22 protein-coding genes and 3 pseudogenes are annotated in these 24884 nt (G+C 69.1%); 11 read left to right on the top strand and 14 right to left on the bottom strand.

Going from position 1 to position 24884, the window contains the following annotated elements; all coding sequences use genetic code 11:
• Positions 1 to 192: pseudogene (locus ACFE71_RS06605) on the top strand (hypothetical protein); the annotation flags it as partial.
• 7 nt (positions 193 to 199) lie between these two features.
• Here the strand turns inward: ACFE71_RS06605 and ACFE71_RS06610 are convergent.
• Together ACFE71_RS06610 and ACFE71_RS06615 are read right to left on the bottom strand one after the other, a co-directional pair.
• Positions 200 to 2317, bottom strand: coding sequence for a RelA/SpoT family protein (locus ACFE71_RS06610; RefSeq protein WP_375428056.1), 2118 nt, complete (start codon positions 2315 to 2317; stop codon positions 200 to 202).
• Between the two features lie 49 nt (positions 2318 to 2366).
• Positions 2367 to 2711, bottom strand: a complete 345-nt coding sequence (locus tag ACFE71_RS06615) for a hypothetical protein (RefSeq protein WP_375428017.1) — start codon at positions 2709 to 2711, stop codon at positions 2367 to 2369.
• 135 nt (positions 2712 to 2846) lie between these two features.
• Between ACFE71_RS06615 and ACFE71_RS06620 the strand changes: the two genes are divergently transcribed.
• Positions 2847 to 3320, top strand: a complete 474-nt coding sequence (locus ACFE71_RS06620; RefSeq protein WP_375428018.1) for a winged helix-turn-helix transcriptional regulator — start codon at positions 2847 to 2849, stop codon at positions 3318 to 3320.
• A 136-nt stretch (positions 3321 to 3456) separates the two neighbouring features.
• The gene (locus ACFE71_RS06625) at positions 3457 to 3729 is read left to right on the top strand and encodes a hypothetical protein (RefSeq protein ID WP_375428019.1); all 273 of its coding nucleotides are present in this window, start codon (positions 3457 to 3459) and stop codon (positions 3727 to 3729) included.
• Positions 3730 to 3792: 63 nt separating this feature from the next.
• Here ACFE71_RS06625 and ACFE71_RS06630 read toward each other — a convergent pair whose 3' ends face one another.
• A complete protein-coding gene (locus ACFE71_RS06630; RefSeq protein WP_375428020.1) occupies positions 3793 to 4038 on the bottom strand; it encodes a hypothetical protein in 246 nt (81 codons plus the stop codon).
• A 154-nt stretch (positions 4039 to 4192) separates the two neighbouring features.
• On the opposite strand from ACFE71_RS06630, the pseudogene ACFE71_RS06635 reads away from it, so the two are divergent.
• Both ACFE71_RS06635 and ACFE71_RS06640 read left to right on the top strand, forming a co-directional pair.
• A pseudogene (locus ACFE71_RS06635) lies at positions 4193 to 5389 on the top strand (esterase-like activity of phytase family protein); the annotation flags it as partial.
• Positions 5390 to 5572: 183 nt separating this feature from the next.
• Positions 5573 to 5677: pseudogene (locus ACFE71_RS06640) on the top strand (PEPxxWA-CTERM sorting domain-containing protein); the annotation flags it as partial.
• Between the two features lie 19 nt (positions 5678 to 5696).
• On the opposite strand, the gene ACFE71_RS06645 reads toward ACFE71_RS06640, so the two are convergent.
• On the bottom strand, positions 5697 to 6914 hold the full coding sequence (locus ACFE71_RS06645; protein ID WP_375428021.1) for an LL-diaminopimelate aminotransferase: 1218 nt from the start codon (positions 6912 to 6914) through the stop codon (positions 5697 to 5699).
• A 201-nt stretch (positions 6915 to 7115) separates the two neighbouring features.
• Between ACFE71_RS06645 and ACFE71_RS06650 the strand changes: the two genes are divergently transcribed.
• From ACFE71_RS06650 to ACFE71_RS06670, 5 genes are all read left to right on the top strand, one after another.
• The gene (locus ACFE71_RS06650; protein WP_375428022.1) at positions 7116 to 8846 is read left to right on the top strand and encodes a PHA/PHB synthase family protein; all 1731 of its coding nucleotides are present in this window, start codon (positions 7116 to 7118) and stop codon (positions 8844 to 8846) included.
• 84 nt (positions 8847 to 8930) lie between these two features.
• Positions 8931 to 9635, top strand: coding sequence for a phasin family protein (locus tag ACFE71_RS06655; protein WP_375428023.1), 705 nt, complete (start codon positions 8931 to 8933; stop codon positions 9633 to 9635).
• 138 nt (positions 9636 to 9773) lie between these two features.
• Positions 9774 to 10112, top strand: coding sequence for an ATP-dependent Clp protease adapter ClpS (clpS, locus tag ACFE71_RS06660; RefSeq protein ID WP_375428057.1), 339 nt, complete (start codon positions 9774 to 9776; stop codon positions 10110 to 10112).
• A 229-nt stretch (positions 10113 to 10341) separates the two neighbouring features.
• Positions 10342 to 11625 (top strand): UDP-N-acetylglucosamine 1-carboxyvinyltransferase, encoded by a 1284-nt coding sequence (gene murA, locus ACFE71_RS06665; protein WP_375428024.1) that lies wholly within the window; start codon positions 10342 to 10344, stop codon positions 11623 to 11625.
• A gap of 118 nt (positions 11626 to 11743) precedes the next feature.
• The gene (locus tag ACFE71_RS06670) at positions 11744 to 12397 is read left to right on the top strand and encodes a DUF4893 domain-containing protein (RefSeq protein ID WP_375428025.1); all 654 of its coding nucleotides are present in this window, start codon (positions 11744 to 11746) and stop codon (positions 12395 to 12397) included.
• 25 nt (positions 12398 to 12422) lie between these two features.
• On the opposite strand, the gene ACFE71_RS06675 is transcribed toward ACFE71_RS06670, so the two are convergent.
• The 6 genes from ACFE71_RS06675 to lgt form a co-directional block, all read right to left on the bottom strand.
• On the bottom strand, positions 12423 to 13634 hold the full coding sequence (locus ACFE71_RS06675) for an NAD(P)/FAD-dependent oxidoreductase (RefSeq protein ID WP_375428026.1): 1212 nt from the start codon (positions 13632 to 13634) through the stop codon (positions 12423 to 12425).
• Positions 13635 to 13688: 54 nt separating this feature from the next.
• Positions 13689 to 15026 carry a cystathionine gamma-synthase family protein gene (locus ACFE71_RS06680; protein WP_375428027.1) on the bottom strand — a complete coding sequence of 446 codons (1338 nt, stop codon included), beginning with the start codon at positions 15024 to 15026 and terminating at the stop codon, positions 13689 to 13691.
• Between the two features lie 190 nt (positions 15027 to 15216).
• Positions 15217 to 15939, bottom strand: a complete 723-nt coding sequence (gene pgeF / locus ACFE71_RS06685; protein ID WP_375428058.1) for a peptidoglycan editing factor PgeF — start codon at positions 15937 to 15939, stop codon at positions 15217 to 15219.
• Between the two features lie 35 nt (positions 15940 to 15974).
• The gene (locus ACFE71_RS06690; RefSeq protein ID WP_375428028.1) at positions 15975 to 16553 is read right to left on the bottom strand and encodes a GNAT family N-acetyltransferase; all 579 of its coding nucleotides are present in this window, start codon (positions 16551 to 16553) and stop codon (positions 15975 to 15977) included.
• 67 nt (positions 16554 to 16620) lie between these two features.
• Positions 16621 to 17586: a class I SAM-dependent methyltransferase gene (locus tag ACFE71_RS06695; protein ID WP_375428059.1), complete on the bottom strand. Its 966-nt coding sequence runs from the start codon at positions 17584 to 17586 to the stop codon at positions 16621 to 16623.
• 204 nt (positions 17587 to 17790) lie between these two features.
• A complete protein-coding gene (lgt, locus tag ACFE71_RS06700; RefSeq protein WP_375428029.1) occupies positions 17791 to 18723 on the bottom strand; it encodes a prolipoprotein diacylglyceryl transferase in 933 nt (310 codons plus the stop codon).
• A gap of 49 nt (positions 18724 to 18772) precedes the next feature.
• Here lgt and ACFE71_RS06705 point away from each other — a divergent pair, with 49 nt between their 5' ends.
• On the top strand, positions 18773 to 20503 hold the full coding sequence (locus ACFE71_RS06705) for a class I adenylate-forming enzyme family protein (RefSeq protein WP_375428030.1): 1731 nt from the start codon (positions 18773 to 18775) through the stop codon (positions 20501 to 20503).
• Positions 20504 to 20604: 101 nt separating this feature from the next.
• Here ACFE71_RS06705 and ACFE71_RS06710 read toward each other — a convergent pair whose 3' ends face one another.
• The 4 genes from ACFE71_RS06710 to ACFE71_RS06725 all read right to left on the bottom strand — a co-directional run bounded on the left by ACFE71_RS06710 (position 20605) and on the right by ACFE71_RS06725 (position 24831).
• Positions 20605 to 21573, bottom strand: a complete 969-nt coding sequence (locus ACFE71_RS06710; RefSeq protein WP_375428031.1) for an NADPH:quinone oxidoreductase family protein — start codon at positions 21571 to 21573, stop codon at positions 20605 to 20607.
• Positions 21570 to 21749, bottom strand: coding sequence for a hypothetical protein (locus ACFE71_RS06715; protein WP_375428032.1), 180 nt, complete (start codon positions 21747 to 21749; stop codon positions 21570 to 21572). The genes ACFE71_RS06710 and ACFE71_RS06715 overlap by 4 nt, the downstream gene beginning before the upstream one ends.
• Positions 21750 to 21925: 176 nt before the next feature.
• A complete protein-coding gene (locus tag ACFE71_RS06720) occupies positions 21926 to 23209 on the bottom strand; it encodes a dicarboxylate/amino acid:cation symporter (protein ID WP_375428033.1) in 1284 nt (427 codons plus the stop codon).
• A complete protein-coding gene (locus tag ACFE71_RS06725; protein ID WP_375428034.1) occupies positions 23206 to 24831 on the bottom strand; it encodes an alpha-D-glucose phosphate-specific phosphoglucomutase in 1626 nt (541 codons plus the stop codon). The genes ACFE71_RS06720 and ACFE71_RS06725 overlap by 4 nt, the downstream gene beginning before the upstream one ends.
• Positions 24832 to 24884 lie beyond the last annotated feature (53 nt).

Below are 24884 nucleotides of genomic sequence, written 5' to 3' on the forward strand. Positions count from 1 at the left end.
TCAGCTCTCATCCTGATCGCCGCTCGCTTCTCATCCAGATCGTCGCGCTACACCTTGGCGGCCGGTGCCTTGGACTGGGAACACAAAGATCCGTTCGACCGTCTGCTCGTCGCTCAAGCGCTCGTCGATGATCTGACGCTCGTGTCGAACGAGAGGCCGTTCGATCAAGCCGGCGTCCGCCGCCTCTGGTGAGCCCGCGCTAAACCCGCTCCGCCGCGTGCACCGCCTCCGCCGCGCGAAGCGCGGCGAGGAGGCGCATCAGCTGGTGGAGGTCGTGGACCTCCACGTCGATCGTGTTGGTGTGGTACAGCGCGTCGCGCGCGTCGAGGCGCAGGTTGATGATGTTCGCCCCGTGCCGCCCCATGATGGTGGCGAGCATGCCGAGCGCGCCCGGCTCGTTCTTGACCTCCACCTGGATGCGCGCGACGCCCCCGTCGGCCTTGTCGCCCCAGGACACGTCGACCCAGTCGGTCTCGCCCTCGGCGCGCTCGGCCAGTTCGCCCAGCACCGCGCAGTCGATGCGGTGGACCTCGATCCCCGCATCCGGCCGCCGGAGGCCGACGATGCGATCGCCCGGCACCGCGCGGCAGCATTCGCCCAGATCGAACGCGACCCCCGGCGTCAGCCCCTTGATCGAGATCGCTCCCGCCTGGCGACCCGCCACCCCGGCGTCTGCGCCCGCCGATCCCGGCATCAGCGCCTCCATCACCGTCGCGTCGGTCAGCAGTCGACGCGCGACCGCGTGCATCAACGCCGCCTCGTCGGGGAGCTTCAGGCGCTTGAGCGCCTGAGGCAGCGCGTCCGCCCCGATCGGCAAAGGCAGGCGGCGGACGATGTCGTCGTAGATCTTGCGCCCGAGCTTCACGCCCTCGTCGCGCTCGGCATGGCGCAGGTGGCGGCGGATCGCGGCCAGCGCCTTGCCCGTGGTCGCGATGTTCAGCCACGCCGCCTGTGGCACCTGCGCCTTCGACCGCAGTATCTGCACCTGGTCGCCATTCTCGATCACCGTCTTTAGCGACATCACGCGTCCGTTGACCTTCGCGCCGACCGCCTGGTCGCCCAGGTCGGTGTGGACCGCGTAGGCGAAGTCGATCGGCGTCGCGCCCTTGGGCAACTGGATCAACTCGCCGCGTGGGGTGAAGGCGAAGATGCGGTCGGCGTACATCGCCATGCGCGTGTGTTCCAGCAGCTCCTCAGGAGACCCCGCCGTATCGAGGATCTCGACGAGATCGCGGATCCAGCTGTGGTTCGCGTCGGCCCGGACCTTGCCGTCGTTCCCGCCATCGGTCTTGTAGGCCCAATGCGCCGCCAAGCCATATTCGGCCTCGGCGTGCATCTCCGGCGTCCTGATCTGCACCTCGATCCGCGCGTTCTCGGCGTGGATCACCGTCGTGTGAAGCGATCGGTAGCCGTTGCGCTTCGGCGTCGAGACGTAATCCTTGAACCGCCCCGGCACCATCGGCCAGCGCCGGTGAATAAGACCCAGCGCGCGGTAGCAGTCCTCGACGGTTGGCACGATCGCGCGGAACGCCATCACGTCGGACAGTTGCTCGAAGCTGATGTGCCGTTCGGCCATCTTGCGCCAGATGGAGAAAGGATGCTTTTCCCGCCCGGACACCTCCGCCTCGATCCCGGCGCGCCCGAGCACCAGCTTCAGCCCCGACGCGATCTTCGCGATGCGGTCGCCGCCGCCCTCCTTCAGCTGCTCCAGCCGTCGCCCGACGGACTGCGATGCCTCCGGTTCCAGCTGCTCGAAGGCGAGGGTCTGCATCTCCTTCATGAACTCGTACATGCCGATCCGCTCGGCGAGCGGCGCATAGATGTCCATCGTCTCGCGCGCGATCCGCCGCCGCTTCTCCGGTTTGGCGATATGGTGGAGCGTGCGCATGTTGTGCAGCCGGTCGGCCAGCTTCACCAGCAGCACGCGGATGTCGTCCGACATGGCGAGCAGGAACTTGCGCAGGTTCTCCGCCGCGCGCTCGTTCTCGGTCTGCGCCTCGATCTTGGACAGCTTGGTCACGCCGTCGACCAGGCGGGCGACCGACGGGCCGAACAGCCGCGCGATCTCCTCGGGGGTGGCGAGCGTGTCCTCGATCGTGTCGTGGAGGATCGCGGTGGCGATCGTCTCGTCGTCGAGATGCAGGTCGGTCAGGATGCCCGCCACCTCGATCGGATGGCTGAAATACGGATCGCCCGATGCGCGCTTCTGCGACCCATGCGCCTTCATCGAGAAAACGTAGGCGCGGTTCAACAGCGCCTCGTCGGCTTGCGGGTCATAGTCCAGGACCCGGTCCACGAGTTCATATTGTCTCAACACGCGGACCACTTGGGGCCGCGTGTCGATGCATTGCAACGGTTTGTTACGATCAGCGAGCCGCCACCGCCGCGCCCGGCACCGCCTTGGCGCGGGCGTTGCACTTCTCCAGCGCCGCGTCGCCCAGCGACATGCCGCCGGCCGAGAAGCTCCGCAGTTTGCCGATGTTGCGCGCGAGCAGTTGGCATAGCACGATCTCGCGCTCGGGCGCGCGGTTGGCGACATAGGCATCGCCGCGCAGCGTCCACGGCGTCGAGCGGGTGATCAAGCTCGCCTTGCCGGTCCGCCCCTCGGGCACGGCGATGTAGTACGCACCCTGGGCACGGGCATCGGTGGCACCGACGACCAACGTCAACGTGGCGGCGATGGAGGCGGCGAGGATGGACAAGCGGTTCATGATGCGGCTCCTTTGCAATCGAGTTGCGAATCAATACCTACCTGTTCACATTTCGAGTTGCAACCGAAAACCTATATCTTGATGGCGTGACAAGGCAGGCTGGGGTACAACCCGCTGACAAAGAGAGGATGTTCGATGGCCAAGCTGCGCGAGAAGCTGTCGGAATGCAGCCTCCCCGCCGCTCTGGAAGCGGTGGGCGAGCGCTGGTCGTTCTTGATCCTGCGCGCCTCGTTCAACGGTTTCCATCATTTCGAGGAGTTCCTCACCGAACTCGGCATAGCCCGCAACATCCTCGCCGACCGGCTCGGCCGCCTGGTCCGGCACGGCATCCTCGGCCGCGAGCCATGCCCGGACGACCGCCGCAAGGTTGAGTACCGCCTGACGGAGAAGGGGTTCGCGCTCCTTCCCACCATGATCGCGCTCCGGCAGTGGGGCGAGCGGTGGGAGACGAACGAGCCCGCGTTCCCCGTGCTGGTCGACGAACGCGACCGGCTGCCGATCCAGGAGGTCGCGGTGCTGTCCCATGACGGCCGCGCGCTCGGCAAGCACGATCTCATCTGGGCGTTGCCGGACGAGGTCGGTCGGGCGGAACAGCGCGCGGCCGCCTAGCGTACGTCAACTCGACCCGAACGAATGCGACACCGTTGATACGTCGTGCCGTTCGTCATCCATGCCGAAAACACAGATTTTCTTCCTGGTTCAACGAGCTCCGCCTTGGTGAAAGTGTTAACCTATGTAAGATTTTTTGATATACATCCAATTTACGCATCACGACGAGATTGCCCGTCCAGGATGCGATCGCCGGGGTTGCGCCATGCAGTTACACGAACGTCTCGCGATCGCCGCTATCGTCAACGGCCTGCGAAAGTCCGGCGCGATCGACGATCACGCCGTGCACGCGGTGGCCGACGAGCTGCAATGGGCCGCGAAGCTGACTGATGAGCGAGGTCAGCGAAACGCGTCGTTCGAACTTCGTAAACTCGCGGGCGACGTCGCGGCGGGAAGGAACGGCGAGTAGCTCACCGCCCGCTACGCCCCGCATCGACCCGCTCGGGATGCGGCTCGCCCTAGGGGGCCGGGCTTAGCAGAGGACGGGAAAATCCTCTCGTCCGCCCAAGGCGCGCACCGCGTCCGTTCCGAGCGGATCGCCGATGGCATCGCCAATCAGCGCGGCGTCCTCGCGTTCGCGGGCGGGAAGGGCTAGAAATAACGCCACCGTCTCGTCAAGCCTGCCGATGGCAAGCATCGCGCCGTCGCGCAGGCGCATCACCGCAGCGCCGCTGTTCCAGAAGTCCCTATTCATTTTCGCCCTGAAAATCGTATTCAATGATTGGAGCCACTAACACAGCGGTCATGTCCGCGTCTCCTCGACCCGTCTCGCCGCCACCTCGCCTCGCCCCGTCTCCAACCCGTAATACCGGCGTCACCGGATCGTCACGGACGAGTGGTTAAGATGCGTTCATCATCGAAGGGGAAACCACATGCGCCGTCACGTCCTCACGTCGTTGCTGATCGCGGGAGCGGCCGTCCCCGCGGGCGCGGCGCAGGTGGTCTCCACGATCACGGTGCCCAACGGGACCGACCTGTCCGGGTTGTTCGGGGCCGGACAGAACCGGCTGGGCGGCTTCGGGTCGGACCTCGTCTACGACGCGGCGCGGAACCAGTTCTACGGGCTCAGCGATCGTGGCCCGGGCGGCGGCGTCCTTCCCTATGCGCCGCGCATCCAGACCTTCGGCGTCGATTTCGACCTCGTCACCGGGGCCGCCTCCAACTTCTCGCTTCGCGGGACCACGCTGTTCACGCAAGCCGACGGGTCGACCTATAACGGGCTGAACCCGCGCCTGCTCAGCGGGAGCGCCGCCACGCTGGGCGGCTCGCTCGATCCCGAGGGGTTGGCGCGGTTGCCCAATGGCAATTTCCTCGTGGCCGACGAGTATGGTCCGTCCGTGATCGAGTTCACGGCCGACGGCCGGTTCGTCCGCTCGTTCGCCACCCCCGCCAACCTCCAGCCGCGCGAGGCGACCGGGACGCTCAACTATACCGACGGGCGGCCGACGATCACTTCCGGCCGGCAGGACAATCGCGGCTTCGAGGGGCTGACCGTCACCCCCGACGGCAGGACCGCCTACGCCGTCCTCCAGGATCCGCTGGTGAACGAGGGCGTGAACCCCGCCAATGGGACCGCCGACGGCCGGTTCAGCCGCAACGTCCGCATCGTCGCCTACGACGTCGAGACCGGCCTATCGACCGGCCAGTTCATCTACCAGCTCGAGAACCTGTCCGACATCAACGACCGCACCACGCAGGATTTCGGGACCAACGCGCAAGGGCGCAATATCGGCGTGTCCGCGATCCAGGCGCTCGGCGACGGCCGCTTCCTTGTCCTCGAGCGCGACAATCGGGGACTCGGCGTCGACGACCCCGTCGCGGCGATCGAAGTCGCGTCCAAGCGCCTCTACCAGATCGACCTCTCGCGCGCGACCGACGTGTCGGGGATCAGCCTCGCGGGGACGAACGCCTTGCCCGCGGACGTCGTCGCGGCCGCCAAGAACGCGTCGCCCTTCCTCGACATCGCGGCGGCGCTCCGCGCGATGGGGATCACGGTGCCCGAAAAGATCGAGGGCTTCGCTTTCGGCCCACGCCTGGCCGACGGCGGCGTGGCGTTGCTGCTCGCGACCGACAACGATTATTCGGTGACGCAGAACGGCGCGGGCACCCAGTTCGACGTATGTACCTCGGGCGTGGGCGGGACGACGTCGCAGGTGGCGCTCGGCTCCGGTTGCCCGGTCGGCCAGTCGCTCATCCCCACCCAGATCTACAGCGTTCGCCTGAGCGCGGCCGAGTTCTCGTCGCTGTTCGGTGCCGCCGTGCCCGAACCTTCGACCTGGGCCATGATGATCCTCGGTGTCGGCCTGATCGGCTCGACGCTGCGCCGCCAGGTCCGCTTCTCGGTCGCCCGGGCGTGACCCGCCGGGCGGGGTATCCCTACCCCGCTCCCCGCGCGGGCGTGTTCACGCCCATGCTCGTGAGGTAGCGTTTCACGTTCCGCGCCGCCTGGCGTAGGCGCTGCTCGTTCTCGACCATGGCGATGCGCACGAACCCTTCGCCATTCTCGCCGTAACCGACACCCGGCGCGACCGCGACGTGGGCGTGGGTCAGGAGCTGCTTCGAGAATTCGAGCGACCCCAGATGCCGGAGCGCGGGCGGCAAAGGGGCCCAGGCGAACATGGAGGCGGCGGGGGAGGGGATGTCCCACCCCGCGCGCCCGAAACTCTCGACCAGCACGTCGCGCCGCGACCGGTACAGCTCGCGGTTGGTCGCGACGATGTCCTGCGGTCCGTTGATCGCCGCCACCGCCGCCGCCTGGATGGGCGTGAACGCGCCGTAATCGAGGTATGATTTCACCCGCGTCAGCGCCGCGATCAGCCGCCGGTTGCCCACCGCGAAGCCGATCCGCCACCCCGCCATCGAGTAGGTCTTGGACAATGACGTGAACTCGATCGCCACGTCCATCGCGCCCGGCACCTGCAGGATCGAGGGCGTCGGCCGCCCGTCATAATACAGCTCGGAATAGGCCAGGTCGCTCAGCACCCACAGCCCGTGCTCCTTCGCGAACGCCACCACGCGCTCGTAAAAGGCGAGGTCGACCGTCTCTGCCGTCGGATTCGATGGATATCCCATCACCAGCACCGACGGCTTGGGGACCGTGAATGCCATCGCGCGCTCCAGCGATGCGAAATACGCCTCGTCGGGGGTCGTCGGCACGCTGCGGATGGTGGCGCCCGCGATGATGAAGCCAAAGGTGTGAATCGGGTAGGACGGGTTGGGCGCCAGCACCACGTCGCCCGGCGTGATGATCGCCTGCGCCAGCGTGGCGAGCCCTTCCTTCGACCCGAGCGTGACGACCACCTCCTGGTCGGCGTCCAGCTCCACCCCGAACCGCCGGGCATAATATCCCGCCTGCGCCTTCCGCAGCCCCGGAATGCCCTTCGACGCCGAATAGCCGTGCGCGTCCGGCTTCCTCGCCACTTCCGCCAACTTGTCGATCACGTGCGGCGGCGGCGGCAGGTCGGGATTGCCCATGCCCAGGTCGATGATGTCCTCGCCCCCCGCACGCGCCCGCCCGCGCATCGCGTTCACCTCGGCGATGACATACGGCGGCAACCTGCGGATGCGGTAGAACTCGTCGGGAGCGTTGGACATGGGCTCGGGCCTTTCGGGCGTCAGCCTAACCCGCCCCGACGCGGACGTCACCCCGTCCGGGGAATCGGGACCCGGGTCGAATCCGGGCCGACGAAAAATGCTCGGGTGGACCCGATCCCTACAAGGCGGATGAGCGAACAGCCGATCTCGTGTAAAGGTCGTCGAAATCGCCGGTTCCGCGAGACCGGCAGGAGAGAGATCATGGCCTCCCACACTCCCGACGAACGCACCCCCGACCGTCCCGACACCGGATCGGCGGACCTCCATCGATGGACGGAGATGCTGGGCCAGGCGCAGCGCGCGATGCTGGATGCGGGCCTCGCCGCCGCCGCCGCGCCCGGCATACCCGTCGTCCCGGGCCTCAATGACGCCGCGACGCTGGAGCGCGCGGGCGCGTTCTGGCGCGACGGCCTGAAGCTTTGGCAGGGCCTGCTCGACCCTAAGACCGATCCCGCGCCCGAGCCGGTCACGGACAAGCGGTTCAAGGCGCCCGAATGGCGGCGGCCCGGCTTCGAGCAGCTTCGCCGCGGATATCAGCTGATGGCCGACCACCTGCTCGCGCAGGTCGACGCGGTCCAGGGCCTGGACCCCAAGCGCCGCGATCGGTTCCGCTTCGCCGTGCGCGGCTTCATCGACGCGGTGAGCCCGTCCAACTTCGCGCTGACCAACCCCCAGGTGATCGAGCGCACGATCGCGACCGGCGGCGACAATCTGATCAAGGGCATGGCCAACCTGCTGGCCGACCTGAAGGCCGGCCAGCTCACCCACACCGACCCCGCCGCCTTCGAGGTCGGCCGCAACCTCGCCGTCACGCCGGGCGAGGTCGTGCTGCGCACGCCGTTGTTCGAGCTGATCCAATATTCACCCACCACCGACCGGGTGCTTGCGACCCCGCTCGTCATCTTCCCGCCGTGGATCAACCGCTTCTACATCCTCGACCTGACGCCGGAGAAGAGCTTCATCCGCTGGGCGGTGGAACAGGGCCTGACCGTATTCATGGTGTCGTGGAAATCCGCCGACTCCTCGATGAAGGACATCGCCTGGGACGATTACGTCGCCGCGCAGATACAGGCGATCGACACGGTGCGTACGGCGCTCGACGCGCCGTCGGTGCATACGATCGGCTATTGCGTCGCGGGCACCACCCTGGCCGCGACGCTGGCGGTGCTCGCCGCCAAAGGCGAAGCCGACAAGGTGGCAAGCGCGACCTTCTTCACCGCGCAGGTCGACTTTTCGGATGCGGGCGAGCTGTCGCATTTCATCGACGACGACCAGTTGAAGTCGATCGCCTCCTTGTCGCCCGACGGTTACCTTGACGGCCGCTACATGGCGCTGACGTTCAACCTGCTGCGCGGGCGCGACCTGATCTGGAACTACGTGGCCGACAATTATCTGCTTGGGCGGGATTACACCGCCTTCGACCTTCTCCACTGGAACGGCGACACCACCAACCTGCCCGCCGTGTGGCACCTGAGCTACCTGACCGACCTTTACCGCGACAATCTGCTCGTCGAGCCGGGGCGGCTGTCGATCGCGGGTACGCCGCTGGACCTGACGCGCGTCGAAACGCCCGCCTACGTCCAGGCCGGCCGCGAGGATCACATCGCGCCCGCCGCCAGCGTCTGGCGATCGACCCGCCTGTTCCGAGGCCCGGTGCGCTTCGTGCTCGCCGGATCGGGCCACATAGCGGGCGTCGTCAACCCGCCCGCGGCGGGCAAGTACCAATATTGGCGGAACGACGCGGCCGTGGACACGCTCGACGATTTCGTGGCGGGCGCGACCGAGACCAAGGGCAGTTGGTGGCCAGACTGGATCGGCTGGCTGCGCGACCGTGACGCGACCGAGACCCTGGCGGACGGCGCGCGACTGCCGGGGCGGGGAGCGCTCCCGACGCTCGGCCCGGCTCCGGGGGAGTATGTGCGCCAGCGATGACGTCGCGGGAATGCTGCACTGCAACATTCATCCTTGACGTGTGGATCGATACGTCTATGTCGCATCGCAATATGGGAGCGCGACGTGGCTGATATCGACCCGACCGAAGCGAGGATCATCGATTCGATCCCGGCCGCGCTCGCCGCGCGTCCGGCCAAGCGCGGACGTCCGGCGCGCGTCGGGTCCGACCCGACCCCGGAGCCGATCGTCGTCCCGATCGAGGCCGACATCGCCGCCGTCGCCCTTGTCGCCCCCGCCGCTCCCGAACCGGTGCGCATCCCCCATCCGACCGCCGCGGCATCGGCGGAACCCATCCAGAAGGAAGCTACCATGGCCACCACCGCCGAGACGATCACCCGGACGACCGAGACCACGATGAACAAGGGCGCGCGGGTGTTCGCCGACATGAACGACCGAGCCAAGGGCATGATCGAACGCGCGCCCAAGCTGGTCGAGGACATGGCCGATCTGAACAAGGGCAACGTCGAGGCGCTGGTCGAATCCGGCCGCATCGCCGTTCGGGGCATGGAGGCGATGGGCCAGCACACCGCCGAGCTCGCCCGCAGCCGGTTCGAGGGAGCGACCGCCGCCTTCCGCCAGCTGGCCGCCGCCAAGTCACCCACCGAGCTGCTCCGCATCCAGGGCGAGCTCGCCCGCACCGCGCTCGACCAGCTGGTCGCCGACATGTCGCGTTCGACCGAGACGATGATGAAGTTCGCGGGCGAGGTCGCCCAGCCGATCTCCAACCGCTACGCCGTCGTCGCCGACCGGGTGAAGTCGGCCGCCTGACCGACCCCATGCGCCCTTGCGCGCAGGTGGAAGGGCGGCCGTCCCAACGGATGGCCGCCCTTTTTACGTGTCGACCACCCCTTGCCGGATAAGGGGGCGCTGCCTTATCTTCACCCGATGCAGACGCTCCTGGTGAGAATGGCCGAACGCCGCGACGGCGGCGGCGATGAGGACGACGCCGGTGCCGGCACGGGCGTCGCCACCCGCACCCGCTCCAAGACCAAACAGCCCACGCCTTACCGGGTGCTGATGCTGAACGACGACTACACGCCCATGGAGTTCGTCGTGCTCTGCCTCCAGCGTTTCTTCCGCATGGACATGGAGGCCGCGACCCGCGTCATGCTTCATGTCCACCAGAAGGGCGTCGGCGTGTGCGGCGTCTTCTCTTACGAGGTCGCCGAGACCAAGGTGAGCCAGGTCATGGACTTCGCCCGCCAGAACCAGCATCCGTTGCAGTGTACGCTGGAGAAGGCGTAGAGCGCACGCGACCAGCGTAGCTGGCCGCGAGACGCGCAAGCCCGGCCGGCGTCGGGCGTCACAACGCCCGAACCGTCCGACGACGCGGCTTTGCCGCGGCGACATTACCTACCCGCCGGATCTGTCACGCGAGTAAATCGCGTGACTCGTCGGTCGGGCTCGCTCCGTGATCCGCCGGCCGATCTCGCGCGTCTTGTGCGCAAACGAGTTTGCGCACATGCGCGCTGCGATGGATCGCATCATCATCCGCGGCGGCCGCCGTCTCGAAGGCCGTCTGCCCATCTCCGGCGCGAAGAACGCCGCGCTCACGCTCATGCCCTGCGCGCTCCTGACCGACGAGCCGCTGGTGCTTCGCAACCTGCCGCGCCTGGCCGACATCGATGGCTTCGGCCATTTGCTCAACCAGCTCGGCGCGTCGACCAAGATCGAGGGGACCCGCCCCGAGGATTTCGGCCGCGTGATGACGATCCGCGCGGGGCGGCTCACCTCGACCGAGGCGCCCTATGACATCGTCCGCAAGATGCGCGCGTCGATCCTGGTGCTCGGGCCGACCCTCGCGCGCGAAGGCCGGGCGCGCGTCTCGCTGCCGGGCGGCTGCGCGATCGGCAATCGCCCGATCGACCTGCATCTGCGGGCGCTGGAAGCGATCGGCGCCGAGCTGGAAACCGAAGGCGGCTACGTCGCCGCGCGCGCGCCCGGCGGGCGGCTGGCGGGCGGACGTTATCGCTTCCCCATCGTGTCGGTCGGCGCGACGGAGAACGTCGTCATGGCCGCCGCGACCGCCAGGGGTACCAGCGTGATCGAGAACGCCGCGCGCGAGCCCGAGATCGTCGATTTATGCCGCTGCCTCATCGCGATGGGCGCGCGGATCGAAGGCGTCGGCACCGAACGGCTGGAGATCGAAGGCGTCGACCGGCTCCACGGCGCGACCTACGCCGTCATGCCCGACCGGATCGAGGCGGGCTCATACGCCTGCGCCGTCGCCATGACGGGCGGCGACCTGACGCTGGTGGGAGCCGATGCCGACGCTATGCGCGCCACCTTGGGGGCGCTCGCGCAGGCGGGCGTGAGCGTCGACGAGGAGCGCGACGGCGTTCGCATCCGGAGCGACGGACGGCTCCGCCCGCTCGAGCTGTCGACCGCGCCGTATCCCGGCTTCGCCACCGACATGCAGGCGCAGTTCATGGCGATGCTCTGCATGGCGGCCGGCGCGAGCGTGCTCGAGGAGACGATCTTCGAGAACCGTTACATGCACGTCCCCGAACTCGCGCGCATGGGCGCCGACATCCAGGTGCGCGGGCGCACGGCGGTGGTGCGCGGCGTCGACCGGCTCCTCGGCGCGCCGGTGATGGCCACCGACCTGCGCGCGTCGATGAGCCTCATCCTCGCCGGACTGGTAGCCGAGGGCGAGACGCAGGTGTCGCGCGTCTACCATCTCGACCGCGGGTACGAGCGTTTGGAGGAAAAGTTGCAGGCGGTCGGCGCGGATATAGAACGAGTCGGCGATGGCTGAGCGGCCGCGAACGCTGCTCCAACATACTGTTTACCTCTTGTTAATCGCCGATCTTTGATGATTGTTAACGCGGCGGGTCGCTCATCGCCGCACCATCAAAGCCCGGGAGTCCTCCACCATGCGCCGCGCCGCGTTCGCGCTCGTCCTGTCGTCGCCCGTCATCGGCGCGTGCGCGACCCGGCCGCTGGCCGTGGTGGAGGTCGAGCCGATCGTCGAAGCGGTCGAGCTCAAGGAGTGGGAGAAGACCGTCACGCCCACTGACCGCGCCGGGCTGGCGGCGCTGCCGGACAGATGGCGGCGCGCCCGGGCCGCCGTCCCCAGGCGCGGGGCTCGGACGCTCGCGGCCGAAGGTCCACTGGTTGATCCCGCGGTAGCGCTCGACCTGCCGACGCCCCCGCCCGGTCCCTATCACTGCCGCCTCGTCCGGTTCGGCGGTCGCGCCGGGATCGCGACCTTCCCGCCCGACTTCTGCTATGTCGAGACGAGCGGTGGCGGGCTGTCCTTCACCAAGCAGACCGGCGGCAACCTGCCCCAGGGCTGGCTGCACCAGGACGGTCCCACGCGCGAGGTGTTCCTGGGGACGACGGGGCCGGGCCGTTATTCCGACGATCCGGCGCGCGACGTGGCGGGCGTGGTCGAGCGGGTCTCGCCCTTCCGTTGGCGGCTCGCGCTGACGCGGGCGGGACGCGGGGCACTGCTGGACGTGTACGAGCTGGTGCCCGTCACGCCGGAAGTGCCCGGGGCCAAGTCGGCGGTGCCCGCGACCGAGTAGCGGCCCTTTCGATCGATGACGAACCCTAAAGCGCCTGCGCCGCGGCCCAGCCGCTCGCCCATGCCCATTGGAAGTTGTAGCCGCCGAGCCAGCCAGTAACGTCCACCGCCTCGCCGATCGCGTGGAGGCCGGGGACGGTGCGCGCCTCCATCGTCTTGGACGAAAGCGCGTCGGTGGCGATGCCGCCCACGGTCACCTCGGCCTTCGCCAACCCTTCGGAACCGTTCGGCCGCAGCCGCCAATCGGCTAGACGGCGCTCCACGTCGGCGAGGGCGTGGTCCGTGCGCCGGCTGAGTTCGCCGTCCAGTCCGATACGCTCGGCAAGGGCGGCCGCGAGGCGGTCGGGAAGGGGCAGGACCGATTTGAGCGTCGCGCGAGGGCGCGCGCGCTTGGCGGCGAGCAGCCACCCGCTTGTCCGGTCGGGTAGGAAGTCGACCGCGATCTCCTCGCCGTGCCGCCAATAGGAGGAGACCTGAAGGATGGCGGGCCCCGAGAGCCCCTTATGCGTGAACAGCGCGGCTTCGGCGAAGGTGGCGGTGCCGCAGCGGGCGACCACGGGAGCGGCGACCCCCGCCAGATCCCGGAACAGCGCCTCGGCGCCGGAAAGGGTGAGCGGGACGAGCGCGGGGCGGGGCTCCACGACTTTCAGGCCGAAGCGGCGGGCGAGATCGTAGGCGAAGCCGGTCGCGCCGAGCTTGGGGATCGAGGGGCCGCCGGTGGCGATCACCAACCTAGGCGCGGTCGCGACGCGGTCGCCGTGCGCGACAGTGAAGAGGCCGTCGGCGTGGGTCACGTCGCGGATGGGCGAGTGCAAGCGGATCGTGACGTCGCCCGCGTCGCACTCGTCCAGCAGCATCGCCACGATCTGGCGGGCGGAGCCGTCGCAAAAGAGCTGGCCGAGCGTCTTTTCGTGCCAGGCGATGCGGTGACGCTCGACAAGCTCCAGGAAGTCGGCGGCGGTGTAGCGGCCGAGCGCGGACTTGGCGAAATGCGGGTTGTTCGACAGGTAGCGGTCGGGGGCGGTGCCGAGGTTGGTGAAGTTGCAGCGGCCGCCGCCGGAGATCAGGATCTTCTTGCCGGCCGCGTCGGCGTGATCGACGACGAGCACGCGCCGCCCCCGCTGCCCCGCGACGGCGGCGCACATCAGCCCCGCTCCGCCCGCGCCGAGGACGATCGCGTCGTATTTCTCCCCGCCCGATTGCGGGGAGGGTCGGGGAGGGGCTTGATCAGAGCGCATCGTTATCCTGTCAGGCCCTCCCCCAGCCCCTCCCGCAAGCGGGAGGGGAGCAGGTCAGACCGCCGCCAGCGCCTGCTCGCAATCGGCGATCAGGTCGTCGGCGTCCTCCACCCCGATCGAGATGCGAACGAGATTGTCGGTGATGCCGAGCGCCTGCTTGCGCGCGTCGGGGACCGAGAGATGCGTCATGCCGGCGGGGTGCGAGGCCAGCGTCTCCGTGCCGCCGAGCGACACGGCGAGCTTGGCGATCTTGAGCGCGTCGAGGAAGGCGAACGCTTCGCGCTCGCCGCCCTTGAGGTACAGCGAGAAGGTCGAGCCGCCGCCGGTGCAATGGCGGCGGTAGATGTCGGCCTGGCGCTCATCGCCCACGGTGTCCTCCAGGAAGCCGAGATAGCCGACGCGCTCGACCTTGGGATGGGTGCGGAGATACGCGCAGACCTTGGCGGCGTTCTCGCCCGCGCGGGTCATGCGGAGTTCGAGCGTCTCCAACGAGCGGAGCAGCATCCAGGCGGTGTTGGGGTCGGTGATGGTGCCAATCGTGTTGCGCATCGAGCGCACCACGTTGATCCGCTCCTTCGAGCCGAGCAGCCCGCCCGCGACGAGGTCCGAATGGCCGCCCGCATATTTGGTCAGCGAATAGATGACGAGGTCCGCGCCATGCTTGAGCGGCTGGTGCCAGAGCGGCCCCAGGAAGGTGTTGTCGATCGCGATCGGCGGCTTCTCGGCGGCGTCCTCGAAGATCGCGTCGCGGCTGGCCGCGACCGCCTCGACATCGACCAGCGCGTTGGTCGGGTTGGCGGGCGATTCAAGATAGATGAGCGCGACGTTGCCGGTCGCGGCCTCGGTCATGACCGCGTCGATCTCCTCGCGGGTCGCGCCCGCCGGAAAATCGAGCCACTTGACCCCGAACTTGCCGAGCACGCGGCCGATCAGCGTCTCGGTCGCGGCGTAGAGCGGGCCGGAATGGACGATCGTGTCGCCGGGCTTGACCATCGCCAGGAACAAGGTCGCGATCGCGGACATGCCCGAGGAGAAAGCAAGCGCGTCCTCCGCCTCCTCCCATACCGCCAGGCGGTCCTCGAGGATCTCCTGGTTCGGGCCGTTGAAGCGCGAATAGACGAGGCCTTCCGCGCCGCCGGGGCGCTTGCCGGTCACGCCCTCGAAATGCCGCTTGCCCGCCGCGGCGTTGGGGAAGACGAAGGTGGAGGTGAGGAAGATGGGGGGTTTCAGCGAACCCTCCGACAGCATCGGGTCGTAGCCGTGGCCCATCATCAGCGTCGACGCCTTGAGCTTGCGGCCGCCGATCTCGCTGACCTCCGCCTTGGGCTTGACCCGCGTGGGGGCGGGGACGGCGGACATGTCGGCCTCGGTCTCGTTGGGGATGTCGGTCATGAGGGCTCCTTGGCGTGGGCAGGTAGGATGGCGAGCCGACCATGTCCACCGGGCGCGCATGCGGTGGAAAGTCGCGAAAGTCGCATTGTCCGGGGGTCTTCACGAACCGTAAATCATTGCCCTCGCTAAAGAATGTCGAAAAGCGACTCGGAGCGCCACGATACTTCAAGCTTGTAGGACAGCCCCGGAATCACAGGCCGATCACCGCGATCTGGCGACCGTAATCGGGCTCGTTCCGATGGGTCGCGCGGCGGTAGCTGTAAAAGCGGGTCTCGTCGGCATAGGTGTCGAGACCGACCGCCTCGACCTGGGTCACGCCCGCCTGGGTGAGGCGGTGCGCGACATAGCCCTCGAGGTCGAAGTAGTAATGGCCGGGGCGGGCGTCCGCAAAGAAGCGAAAGCTCGTGGGGTTGGCGACGACGAAGCGGTCGCGGAACGCGTCGTCGACCTCGTAGCTCACCCGCGCGATGCACGGGCCGATCGCGGCGGCGATGCGGGAGCGGTCGGCGCCCATCGCCTCCATCGCGTCGATCGTGCGGTCGGTCACGCCCGCGAGCGCGCCTTTCCATCCGGCGTGGGCAGCGCCGACGACGCGCGCCTGGACATCCGCGAACAGGACCGGCGCGCAGTCGGCGGTCAGGACGCCGAGCAGCAGGCCGGGGCGGTCGGTGACCATGGCGTCGGCATGCGGGCGGGCGCGGTCGGCCAGCGGCTCGCGGATCGTGACAACTTCAGCGGAGTGGACTTGGTACAAGGTCTGGAGCGCCGCATTCGGCTGGACGGCGGCGATCACGCGGCGGCGGTTCTCGGCAAGGTCGGGGCCGATCTCGTCCTGTCCGCGTCGTCCCAGGTCGAGGCTCGCGACGACGCCCGTCGAAACACCGCCGCGCCGGCCGAGAAAGCCGTGAGGCATGCCATCGAGCGCGCGGGCGCGGATTACCTCCACGGTCACAGGGCGAGGCGCATCAGATGATCCTCGTCCTTGTGGCTCCCGACCACGAACTCGTAGCGGCCGACGCGCTCGAAGCCGTACCGGGCGTAGAAGGCCTGGGCGCGATGATTGTCGACGAAGACGGACAGGTACAGGTCGGCCGCCTTGCGCGCGCGGGCTGCGGCGAGGACCCAGGCCATGAGGTCGCGCGCGAGCCCGGTGCCGTGAAAGGGCGCCAGCACATAGAATTGCCGCAGCTCGATCGACGAGCCGCGCGGTTCGATCGGCAGCGAAGGCGGGCCGAGCTTGGTGTAGGCGACCAGGTCACCGTCCGCTTCGGCGACCCGGATCGCATAGGCGGGATCGACGAGCTCCGCCGCCCAGCGTTCCTTCGTATGGCCCGCCAGGAAGGCGGCGAGGTCGCGCGGATGGTACAGGTGGCCGAAGGTCTCGGTGAAGGTGCGGCGCGCGAGCGCGGCGAGGGCGGGGGCGTCGGCCGGACCGGCATTACGGAGAGTTGGGGAGCCAATCACATCGGCCCTATCCTTCTCCGTCATGCCGGACTTGTTCCGGCATCGATCATCGCGCGCGGCCATGGACTTGGGAGTGTGGACAACGATGGACCCCGGAACAAGTCCGGGGTGACGGGAGGAGGATGATCCTTCACGCGACCCCCGCCGGTCGGGGCCAGTCGCGGTGGGTGAGCGCGAGGACGCGGAACAGCCGGCCCATATCGCCGACCAGCCGGGCGCGGGCGGCGGCGATCCCGTCGATCCGGTCGGGCGCGGCGCGGGCGAGCGCGGCGGCGCGGGTGTCGATGCCGAGCGCGACGAGGAAGTCGGCCTGCGGCACGGGTTCCCAGGCCGCGACGCCCTCTCCTTGCGCGGCGGCGGCGAGCGTGGCGAAGTCGACATGGGCGGTCAGGTCCCGGTCGCCGGGATGCTCGAATGGGTTGGCGGGGGCATGGCCGCGCACCGCCTGGAGCGTGTCGCCGATCGCGGGGCCGTCATAACCGTAATCGATGACGAGGAGCGTCCCCCCTTGCGCGGCGATGCGGGCGGCGAGGGCGCGGACGATCCCGACGGCGGCGGGGCAGGTCTCGATGATCGAGCCGGGGGCGGCGTCGCGGAGGTGTTCGGGGATGATGGCGGCGGGGACGGGCTTACCCGCGATGGGGAGGAACAATGTATCCTGCGCCGCGACGAAGCGTTCGTGCCAGTCGTCGCCGCGCTTGACGAGCTGGCGGATGGGGAGCGCGTCGAAGAACTCGTTGGCGACGACGAGGAGCGGGCGGTCGGTCGGGAGCGTGTCGACCGAGTCGTGCCAGACGGCATCGAGGATGCGATCGGCCTGCATCGTCCGGAGGATGGGGCTGGTCTCGACGAGGTGGACGGACGGGGTCAGCCCCGCCTTCGACATCGACCGCAGCGCGTCGGCGGCGAGGGTGCCGCGGCCGGGGCCGAGTTCGACCCAGTGAATGTCGGGGCGGTCGGCGCGGTCCCACAGGTCGGCGCACCACAGCCCGATCAGCTCGCCGAACATCTGGCTGATCTCGGGCGCGGTGATGAAGTCGCCCCCCACGCCCAGGGGATCGCGGGTCGCGTAATAATGCGCGTTGGCGGCGGCCATGAACTGCGCGACCGGGATCGGCCCCGCGAGCGTGATCGCGCGGGCGAGGCGTTCGGGGAGACGGGCTTCTGCTCCCCTCCCGCTCGCGGGAGGGGTCGGGGGAGGGCCTGTCTCTTCCACGTCGGGGCCATGCCCTCCCCCAGCCCCTCCCGCAAGCGGGAGGGGAGCCCAAGGCTCAGCTCTCATTTGAAGGGCAGGAGGATGTCACGCCACGCTTTCCGTCCCGGCGATCGACTCGACGCGTTGGCGGCGACCCTTGGCGGTGGCGATCAGGTACGCGCCGCCCGCGATCATCGGGATGCAGAGCCACTGGCCCATATGCAGTCCGGTCGCCTCGGCGAAGGCGCGCAGGTGGTTGTCGGGTTCGCGGAAGAATTCGACGAGGAAGCGCGCTAGGCCGTAGCCGAGCAGGAACAGGCCGACGAGCTTGCCGGGTTCGTAGCGGGCGTTGGTCCGCCAGAAGGCGAACCATAGCAGCAGGCCGAGCGCCAGGCCTTCCAGCCCCGCCTCGTAGAGCTGGCTGGGGTGGCGCGCGGGCTCGATCACGCCGAAGGGGACGGTGCGGTCGAAGACGATGCCCCAGGGCGCGTCCGTCGGGCGGCCCCAGAGCTCGCCGTTGACGAAGTTGGCCAGCCGTCCGAAGAACAGGCCGAACGGCACGCAGCAGGCGACGTAATCGTGGACGCGCAGCCAGTTCAGCTTGTGCTGCCGCGCGAACAGGACGAGCCCCAGCGAGGTGCCGATCACCCCGCCATGGAAGGACATGCCGCCGTCCCACAGACGCAGGACGCGTATGGGGTTAAGGAGCATGTCGGGCGCGTAGAACAGGACGTACCCCAACCGCCCGCCCAGGATGATGCCGAGCGTCGCGTAGAAGACGAGGTCGTCGGCGTGACGCCGGGCCATCGGCGCGCCCGGTTGCTTCAGGAGGCGCAGCAGGTACCACCAGCCGAGCACGATCCCCGCGATATAGGCGAGGCTGTACCAGCGGAGCGAGAAGAAGCCGATCGTGAACACCTCGGGCCGGAGCCCGAGGTCGCCGAAGCGGATGGCGTCGGCGGCTCCCGTCCCGATCGCCGCCGTCGCACTGTCGATAAGCTCGATCAAATCACTTCCCCCGTGGCGAAGGGTCTGCATAAGGGTAGGGGAGGCCAAACCCAAGCCCAAGAGCCGTGTGGAGAGAAGGATGCCGACCGAACTGGACCGCACGATGGACGCGGGCATCGCCGGGCTGACCGGCGAGGGCGGTTCGGCCGCGCTCGGCCGGATCGACCGGCGCGGCGTGTCGCTGCCCTTCATCGCGACCGCGCCGCCGACGCTCGCGCATTATATGCGGCATTATTGCGAGGCGAATGCGGGCGTCACGTTCCTGGTCGCGGGGGAAGAGCGGCTGACCTTCGACGAGGTCTTCGTCCAGGCGGAGGCGGTCGCGCGCGCGCTGATCGCGGAGCACGGCATCGGCAGGGGCGACCGCGTCGGCGTCGCCCTGCGCAACTCGCCGAGCTGGATCGCGTCGTTTATGGGCGTGGTGCTGGCGGGCGGCGTGGCGACGCTCCTGAACGGCTGGTGGCAGAGCCATGAGCTGGCGGCGGCGGTCGGCGACGTCGAATGCGCGCTGATCCTTGCCGATCCGCCGCGCGCGGCTCGGCTCGGCGCGATCGCCGGGCTGCGGCCGCCGGTGGTCACGATCGACGACACCCTGCCGCTGGCGCGGGCGATGGCGGTGCTGGGGCGGGGCGAGCACGCGCGGGAAGGGAGCGCGCGGAATGAGAGCGCGATCCTGCCCGAGCTGACGCCGGACGACCATGCGACGATCCTGTTCACCTCGGGCTCCACGGGCAAGTCCAAGGGTGCGTTGTCGGACCACCGCGCGGTGACGCAGTCGACCTTCAACTACCTGACGCAGGTGATGGTGATGGTGGGCATCGCCGCCGCGCAGGGGACCTCGCCGCAGGGGCAACCCGCGACGCTCCTGAACCTGCCGCTGTTCCACGTCACCTCGTTGGTGCCGATGTTCCTTCAATCCTTCGCGATGGGGCGCAAGCTGGTGCTGATGCGCAAATGGGACGCGGAAGAGGCGATGCGGCTGATAACGGCCGAGAAGGTGACGTATTTCGTCGGCGTGCCGCTCATGAGCCTGGAGATATTGAACCACCCCGAGCGGTCGAGATACGACCTGTCGACCGTCGCCGACTTCGCCGCGGGGGGCGCGCCGCGCCCGGTCGAGCATGTGAAGCGGATCGCCGACGAGATGGGCGGCGGCGCGCCGCTGATCGGTTACGGCCTGACCGAGACCAACGGCGCGGGAACCGCCAACTGGCGGACCAACTACCTCGCCAAGCCCGCCTCGGCCGGGCGCGCGTCCAAACCGCTGATCGACCTGGCGATCAAGGACGACGGCGGGGCGACGCTGACGGCGGGCGAGCGCGGCGAGGTATGCGTGCGGTCGATCACCAACTTCCGCGAATACTGGAACAACCCGGACGCGACCGCCGCCGCCTTCACGGCCGACGGGTATTTCCGCTCGGGCGACCTCGGCTATCTGGACGAGGACGGATACCTGTTCATCGTCGACAGGAAAAAGGACATCATCATCCGGGGCGGCGAGAACATCTCGTGCCAGGAGGTCGAGGCGGCGTTGTACGAGCATGCGGCGGTGGCCGAGGCGGCGGTGTTCGCGCTGCCCGACGAGCGGTTCGGCGAGGTGCCCGGCGCGGTGGTCGAGCTGCGGCCGGACATCGTGCTGGACAACGATGCGTTGGCGGCGTTCCTCGGCACGCGCCTCGCCCAGTTCAAGGTGCCGTCGCGCATCTGGATCGTCGACGAGCCGCTTCCCCGGCTGGGCACCGAGAAGATCGACAAGATCGCGCTCAAGGCAATCTACCGGGCCAAGGTCGAGGGGGAGCGCGCGGTCTAGGCCGCGCGTGCTGGCGCCGCCCCGCCCAGGATCAGCACGCACCCGGCCGAGCCCGTGCCGATGACGATGTGGTCCGTATCCAGGCGTGGGCTGGAACTCCGTCAGGGCATGAGGACGAGCTTACCGACATGCCCCGCGCCCGCCATGGCTTCGAAAGCGTCGCGCCAGTCGGCCAGCGCGTAGGTCGCGTGGACGCGCGGGCGGATGCGGCCGGCGGCGGCGAGCGACCACACCGCGTCGAGGTTCTCCGCGCCGCGTGTCGGAAAGCGGCGGCCGTACTCGCCCGCGCGGACGCCGACGACGGCGAAGCCCTTGATGAGCGGGATATTGGTGGGGACGGTCGCGATGCGGCCCGAAGTGAAGCCCACGACCAGCAGGCACCCGCCGAACGCGATGCAGCGGGTCGACTCGTCGAAAACATCGCCGCCGACGGGATCGAACACCAGGTCCGCGCCGCCGCCGGTCAGCTCCTTGACCGCCTCGCGGAAGCCGGGGGCGGGGAGGATCGCGTCGGGGCGGTACTCCCGCTCGACCAGCGTGAGCTTGTCGGGCGAGCGCGAGGTGGCGATGACCCTGGCCCCGAGGGCGCGGGCGAGGTCGAGCGCGGCGAGTCCGACGCCGCCCGTCGCGCCGTGGACGAGCACCCATTCGCCGGCCCGCATGCGCCCGAGCCGGACGAGCGCGACATGCGCGGTCACGTACGCCGCGCCGAGCGAAGCGGCCGTGGCGTCGTCCATGCCGGGCGGAATCGGCCGCGCGGCGTTCGCGTCGACCGCGACGAGGTCGGCGAACGCACCCAATTGCGTGCCTGCGGCGACGCGGTCGCCGGGCGCGAAACCGCTCTCCGGCCCGCAGGCGACCACCTCGCCCGCCATCTCCATTCCCAGCATGAAGGGAAGAGGCGGCTTGAGCTGATAGGCTCCGCGCGTCATCAGCAGGTCGGGATGGTTGAGCGACGCCGCGCGGACGCGGACGAGCAGTTGGCCGGGTCGGCGCTTCGGCTCGGGCACGTCCTGGAGCGCCACCCCCGACAAGTCGTCGGACAATTTTGAGACGGTAAGCGCCCTCATCGCGAGCATAGCAGGCGGAGCAGCCCGCTCGCGAGCTGGCGGAGCCTCAGCGCCTTCGGCCCGCCGCGCTTGAGCGGCGGCCGGCCCGCATCGAGCCAATCGCGCGGGGTCAGGTCGGGCTGCCGCCCGGGTCGTGGCCAAGTTACGGCCGGGTCGCTCGACAAGCCTGTCGCCATGACGAAACCTATGCGGGACATCGGGGCGGGTAAAGATACCGGAGAGGATCGATGCGCGGCTCGCGGGAAGTCGTCACCCCGGACCGGTTCCGGAGTCCATGGCTGAACGAACTCGGTCGGCTGCGGGCCGCGCGCGACGATGGACCCCGAAACAAGTCCGGGGTGACGATGGAAGGTTAGCCCAAAGCCTCCGCCAGGCGCGCGCGGTCGAGCTTGCCTTCCCAACGGGCGACGACGATCGCGGCGACGGCGTTGCCGATGAAGTTCACCAGGCTGCGGCATTCGCTCATGAACCGGTCGACGCCCAGGATCAGCGCCATGCCCGCGACCGGCACGCCCGGCACGATCGACAGCGTCGCGGCCAGCGTGATGAACCCCGCGCCAGTGACGCCGGCCGCCCCTTTAGAGCTGATCATCGCGACGCCGAGCAGCGCGAACTGCTCGCCCCAGCCGAGTTCGACGTCGCAGGCCTGGGCGATGAACAGGGCGGCGAGCGTCATGTAGATGTTGGTGCCATCGAGGTTGAACGAATAGCCGGTCGGGACGACGAGCCCGACGATCGCCCGGTCGCATCCCGCCTCCTCCAGCCGGGTCATCAGCGCGGGGAGCGCGGACTCGGAGGAGGAGGTGCCGAGCACCAGCAGCAGCTCGGACTTGAGGTAGGCGAGGAGGCGCAGGATCGAGAAGCCGTGCAGGCGCGCGACGCCGCCGAGCACGACGAGCACGAACAGGAGCGAGGTGGCGTAGAAGATCGCGACGAGCCCGCCGAGCCGGACCAGCGACCCCGCGCCGTACTGGCCGACGGTGAAGGTGATCGCGCGGAACGCGCCGATGGGGGCGAGGCGCATCAGGATCGCGACGATGCGGAATACGACGGTGGTCAGCCGCTCGATCGTGAGGACGAGCGGGCGGGCGGGCTCGCCGACCAGGAGAAGGGCGACGCCGAACAGGATGCCGACGAACAAAGTCTGGAGGATCGAGCCGGAGGTGAGCGCGGAGACGAGGGTGTCGGGGATGACGCCGAGCAGGAAGCCGGTCAGCCCCGATCCTTCCGCCTTCGTCGCGTAGCCCGCGACCGCTCCGGCGTCGAGCGTAGCGGGATCGACGTCCATCCCCGCGCCGGGCCGGACAATGTTGGCGACCGCGAGTCCGACCAGGAGCGCCAGCGTCGAGACGACGAGGAAATAGCCGAGTGCCCGGCCGGCGATGCGGCCGACCGCGCCGAGCTCGCGCATGCCCGCGATCCCGCCCGCCAGCGTCAGGAAGATGACGGGGGCGATCACCATCTTCACGAGCTTGATGAAGCCGTCGCCGAGCGGCTTGAGCGACTGGCCCGTCCCGGGCGCGAAGTGGCCGAGCAGCGCGCCGAGCGCGATTGCGACGAGCACCTGTAGATAGAGGCGCCGCCAGAGCGGGGTAGGCCGGTCGTCCTCCGCCGGGCGGGCGGAGGCCGGGGTCACGTCACGACGTCCGGCGCGCCCCGGCCGGTATGGCGGGCGATGCCGGCGATGTCCTCGGCCGCAGCGATCAGCGCGCCCAGCATCTCGGGCGTGTCGCGGTCGAGGCGGCCGCCGACGGGCTCGTAAAGTTCCAGATAGACGCGCAGGGTCGCGCCGCTGGTGCCGGTGCCCGACAGGCGGAACACGACGCGGCTGCCGCCGACGAACAGCACGCGCACGCCCTGGTTGCGGCTGACCGATCCGTCGGTCGGGTCGTGATAGGCGAAATCATCCGCGGTCTCGACCTGGAGGTCGCCGAGGCACTGATTAGGGAGCGCGTGGAGCTTGCCCCGGAGCTCGGCCATGAGCGCGTCGGCGCGTTCGGTCTCGACGGCCTCATAATCGTGGCGCGCATAGTAGTTGCGGCCGTGACGCGCCCAATGGTCGCGGGCGATCTCGTCCACGCTCCGGCCGCTGACCGCCAGGATGTTGAGCCAAAGCAGGACCGCCCACAGCCCGTCCTTCTCGCGGACGTGGTCGGAGCCGGTGCCCGCGCTCTCCTCGCCGCAGATCGTCGCCATCCCGGCGTCGAGAAGGTTGCCGAAGAACTTCCAGCCGGTCGGCGTCTCGAAGGCGGGAATGCCGAGCGCGGCGGCGACGCGGTCGGCGGCGGCGCTGGTGGGCATGGAGCGGGCGATCCCGTTCAAGCCCCCCGCATAGCCGGGCGCGAGATGCGCGCCTGCGGCGAGCATGGCCAAGCTGTCGGATGGGGTCACGAAGCGCCCGCGCCCGATGATCAGGTTGCGGTCGCCGTCGCCGTCCGAAGCCGCGCCGATGTCGGGGGCGCCCGGACCCATCATCAGCCGGTACAGATCCGCGGCGTGGACGAGGTTGGGGTCGGGATGATGCCCGCCGAAGTCGGGAAGCGGCGTGCCGTTTCGGACGGTGCCGGCGGGAAAGCCGAGGCGGCGTTCGAGGATTTCGGTCGCGTAGGGGCCGGTGACGGCGCTCATCGCATCGAAGGCCATCGTCAACCCGCCCCGAACCGCGCGGGCGATCGCGGGGAAGTCGAACAGCCGTTCCATGAGCGCGGCGTAGTCGGCGACGGGATCGACGATCTCGACGATCATGCCGCCGACGGTGACCTCGCCCAGACGATCGAGGTCGAGGTCGGGCGCGTCGATCATGCGGTATTCGTCGATCGCGAGCGTGCGAGCGTGGATCGCGTCCGTCACGCCCTCCGGCGCGGGGCCGCCGTTCGCGATGTTGTACTTGATCCCGAAATCCTCGTCCGGGCCGCCGGGGTTGTGACTGGCCGAGAGGATCAGGCCGCCCGACGCCTCGCGCAGGCGGATCAGGTGGCTGGCGGCGGGGGTGGACAGGATGCCGCCCCGGCCGACCACGGCGCGGGCGTAGCCGTTCGCGGCGGCCATGCGGATCGCGACTTGGATCACCTCGCGGTTGAGGTACCGGCCGTCGCCGCCGATCACGAGCGTCGTCCCCGCGCGATCTGCCACCGCGTCGAACACCGATTGGATGAAGTTCTCGGCATAGCCCGGTTGCCGGAACACGCGGACCTTCTTGCGGAGGCCCGAGGTGCCGGGCTTCTGGTCGGGGAAGGGCTTGGTCGGGACGGTGATCATGGCGTCCGTACTTGGCGGAACGCGGCGGGTGCGGCAAGGCGCGGGCGATCGCT

The organism is uncultured Sphingomonas sp., assembly GCF_964237155.1.
Lineage (GTDB): Bacteria > Pseudomonadota > Alphaproteobacteria > Sphingomonadales > Sphingomonadaceae > Sphingomonas.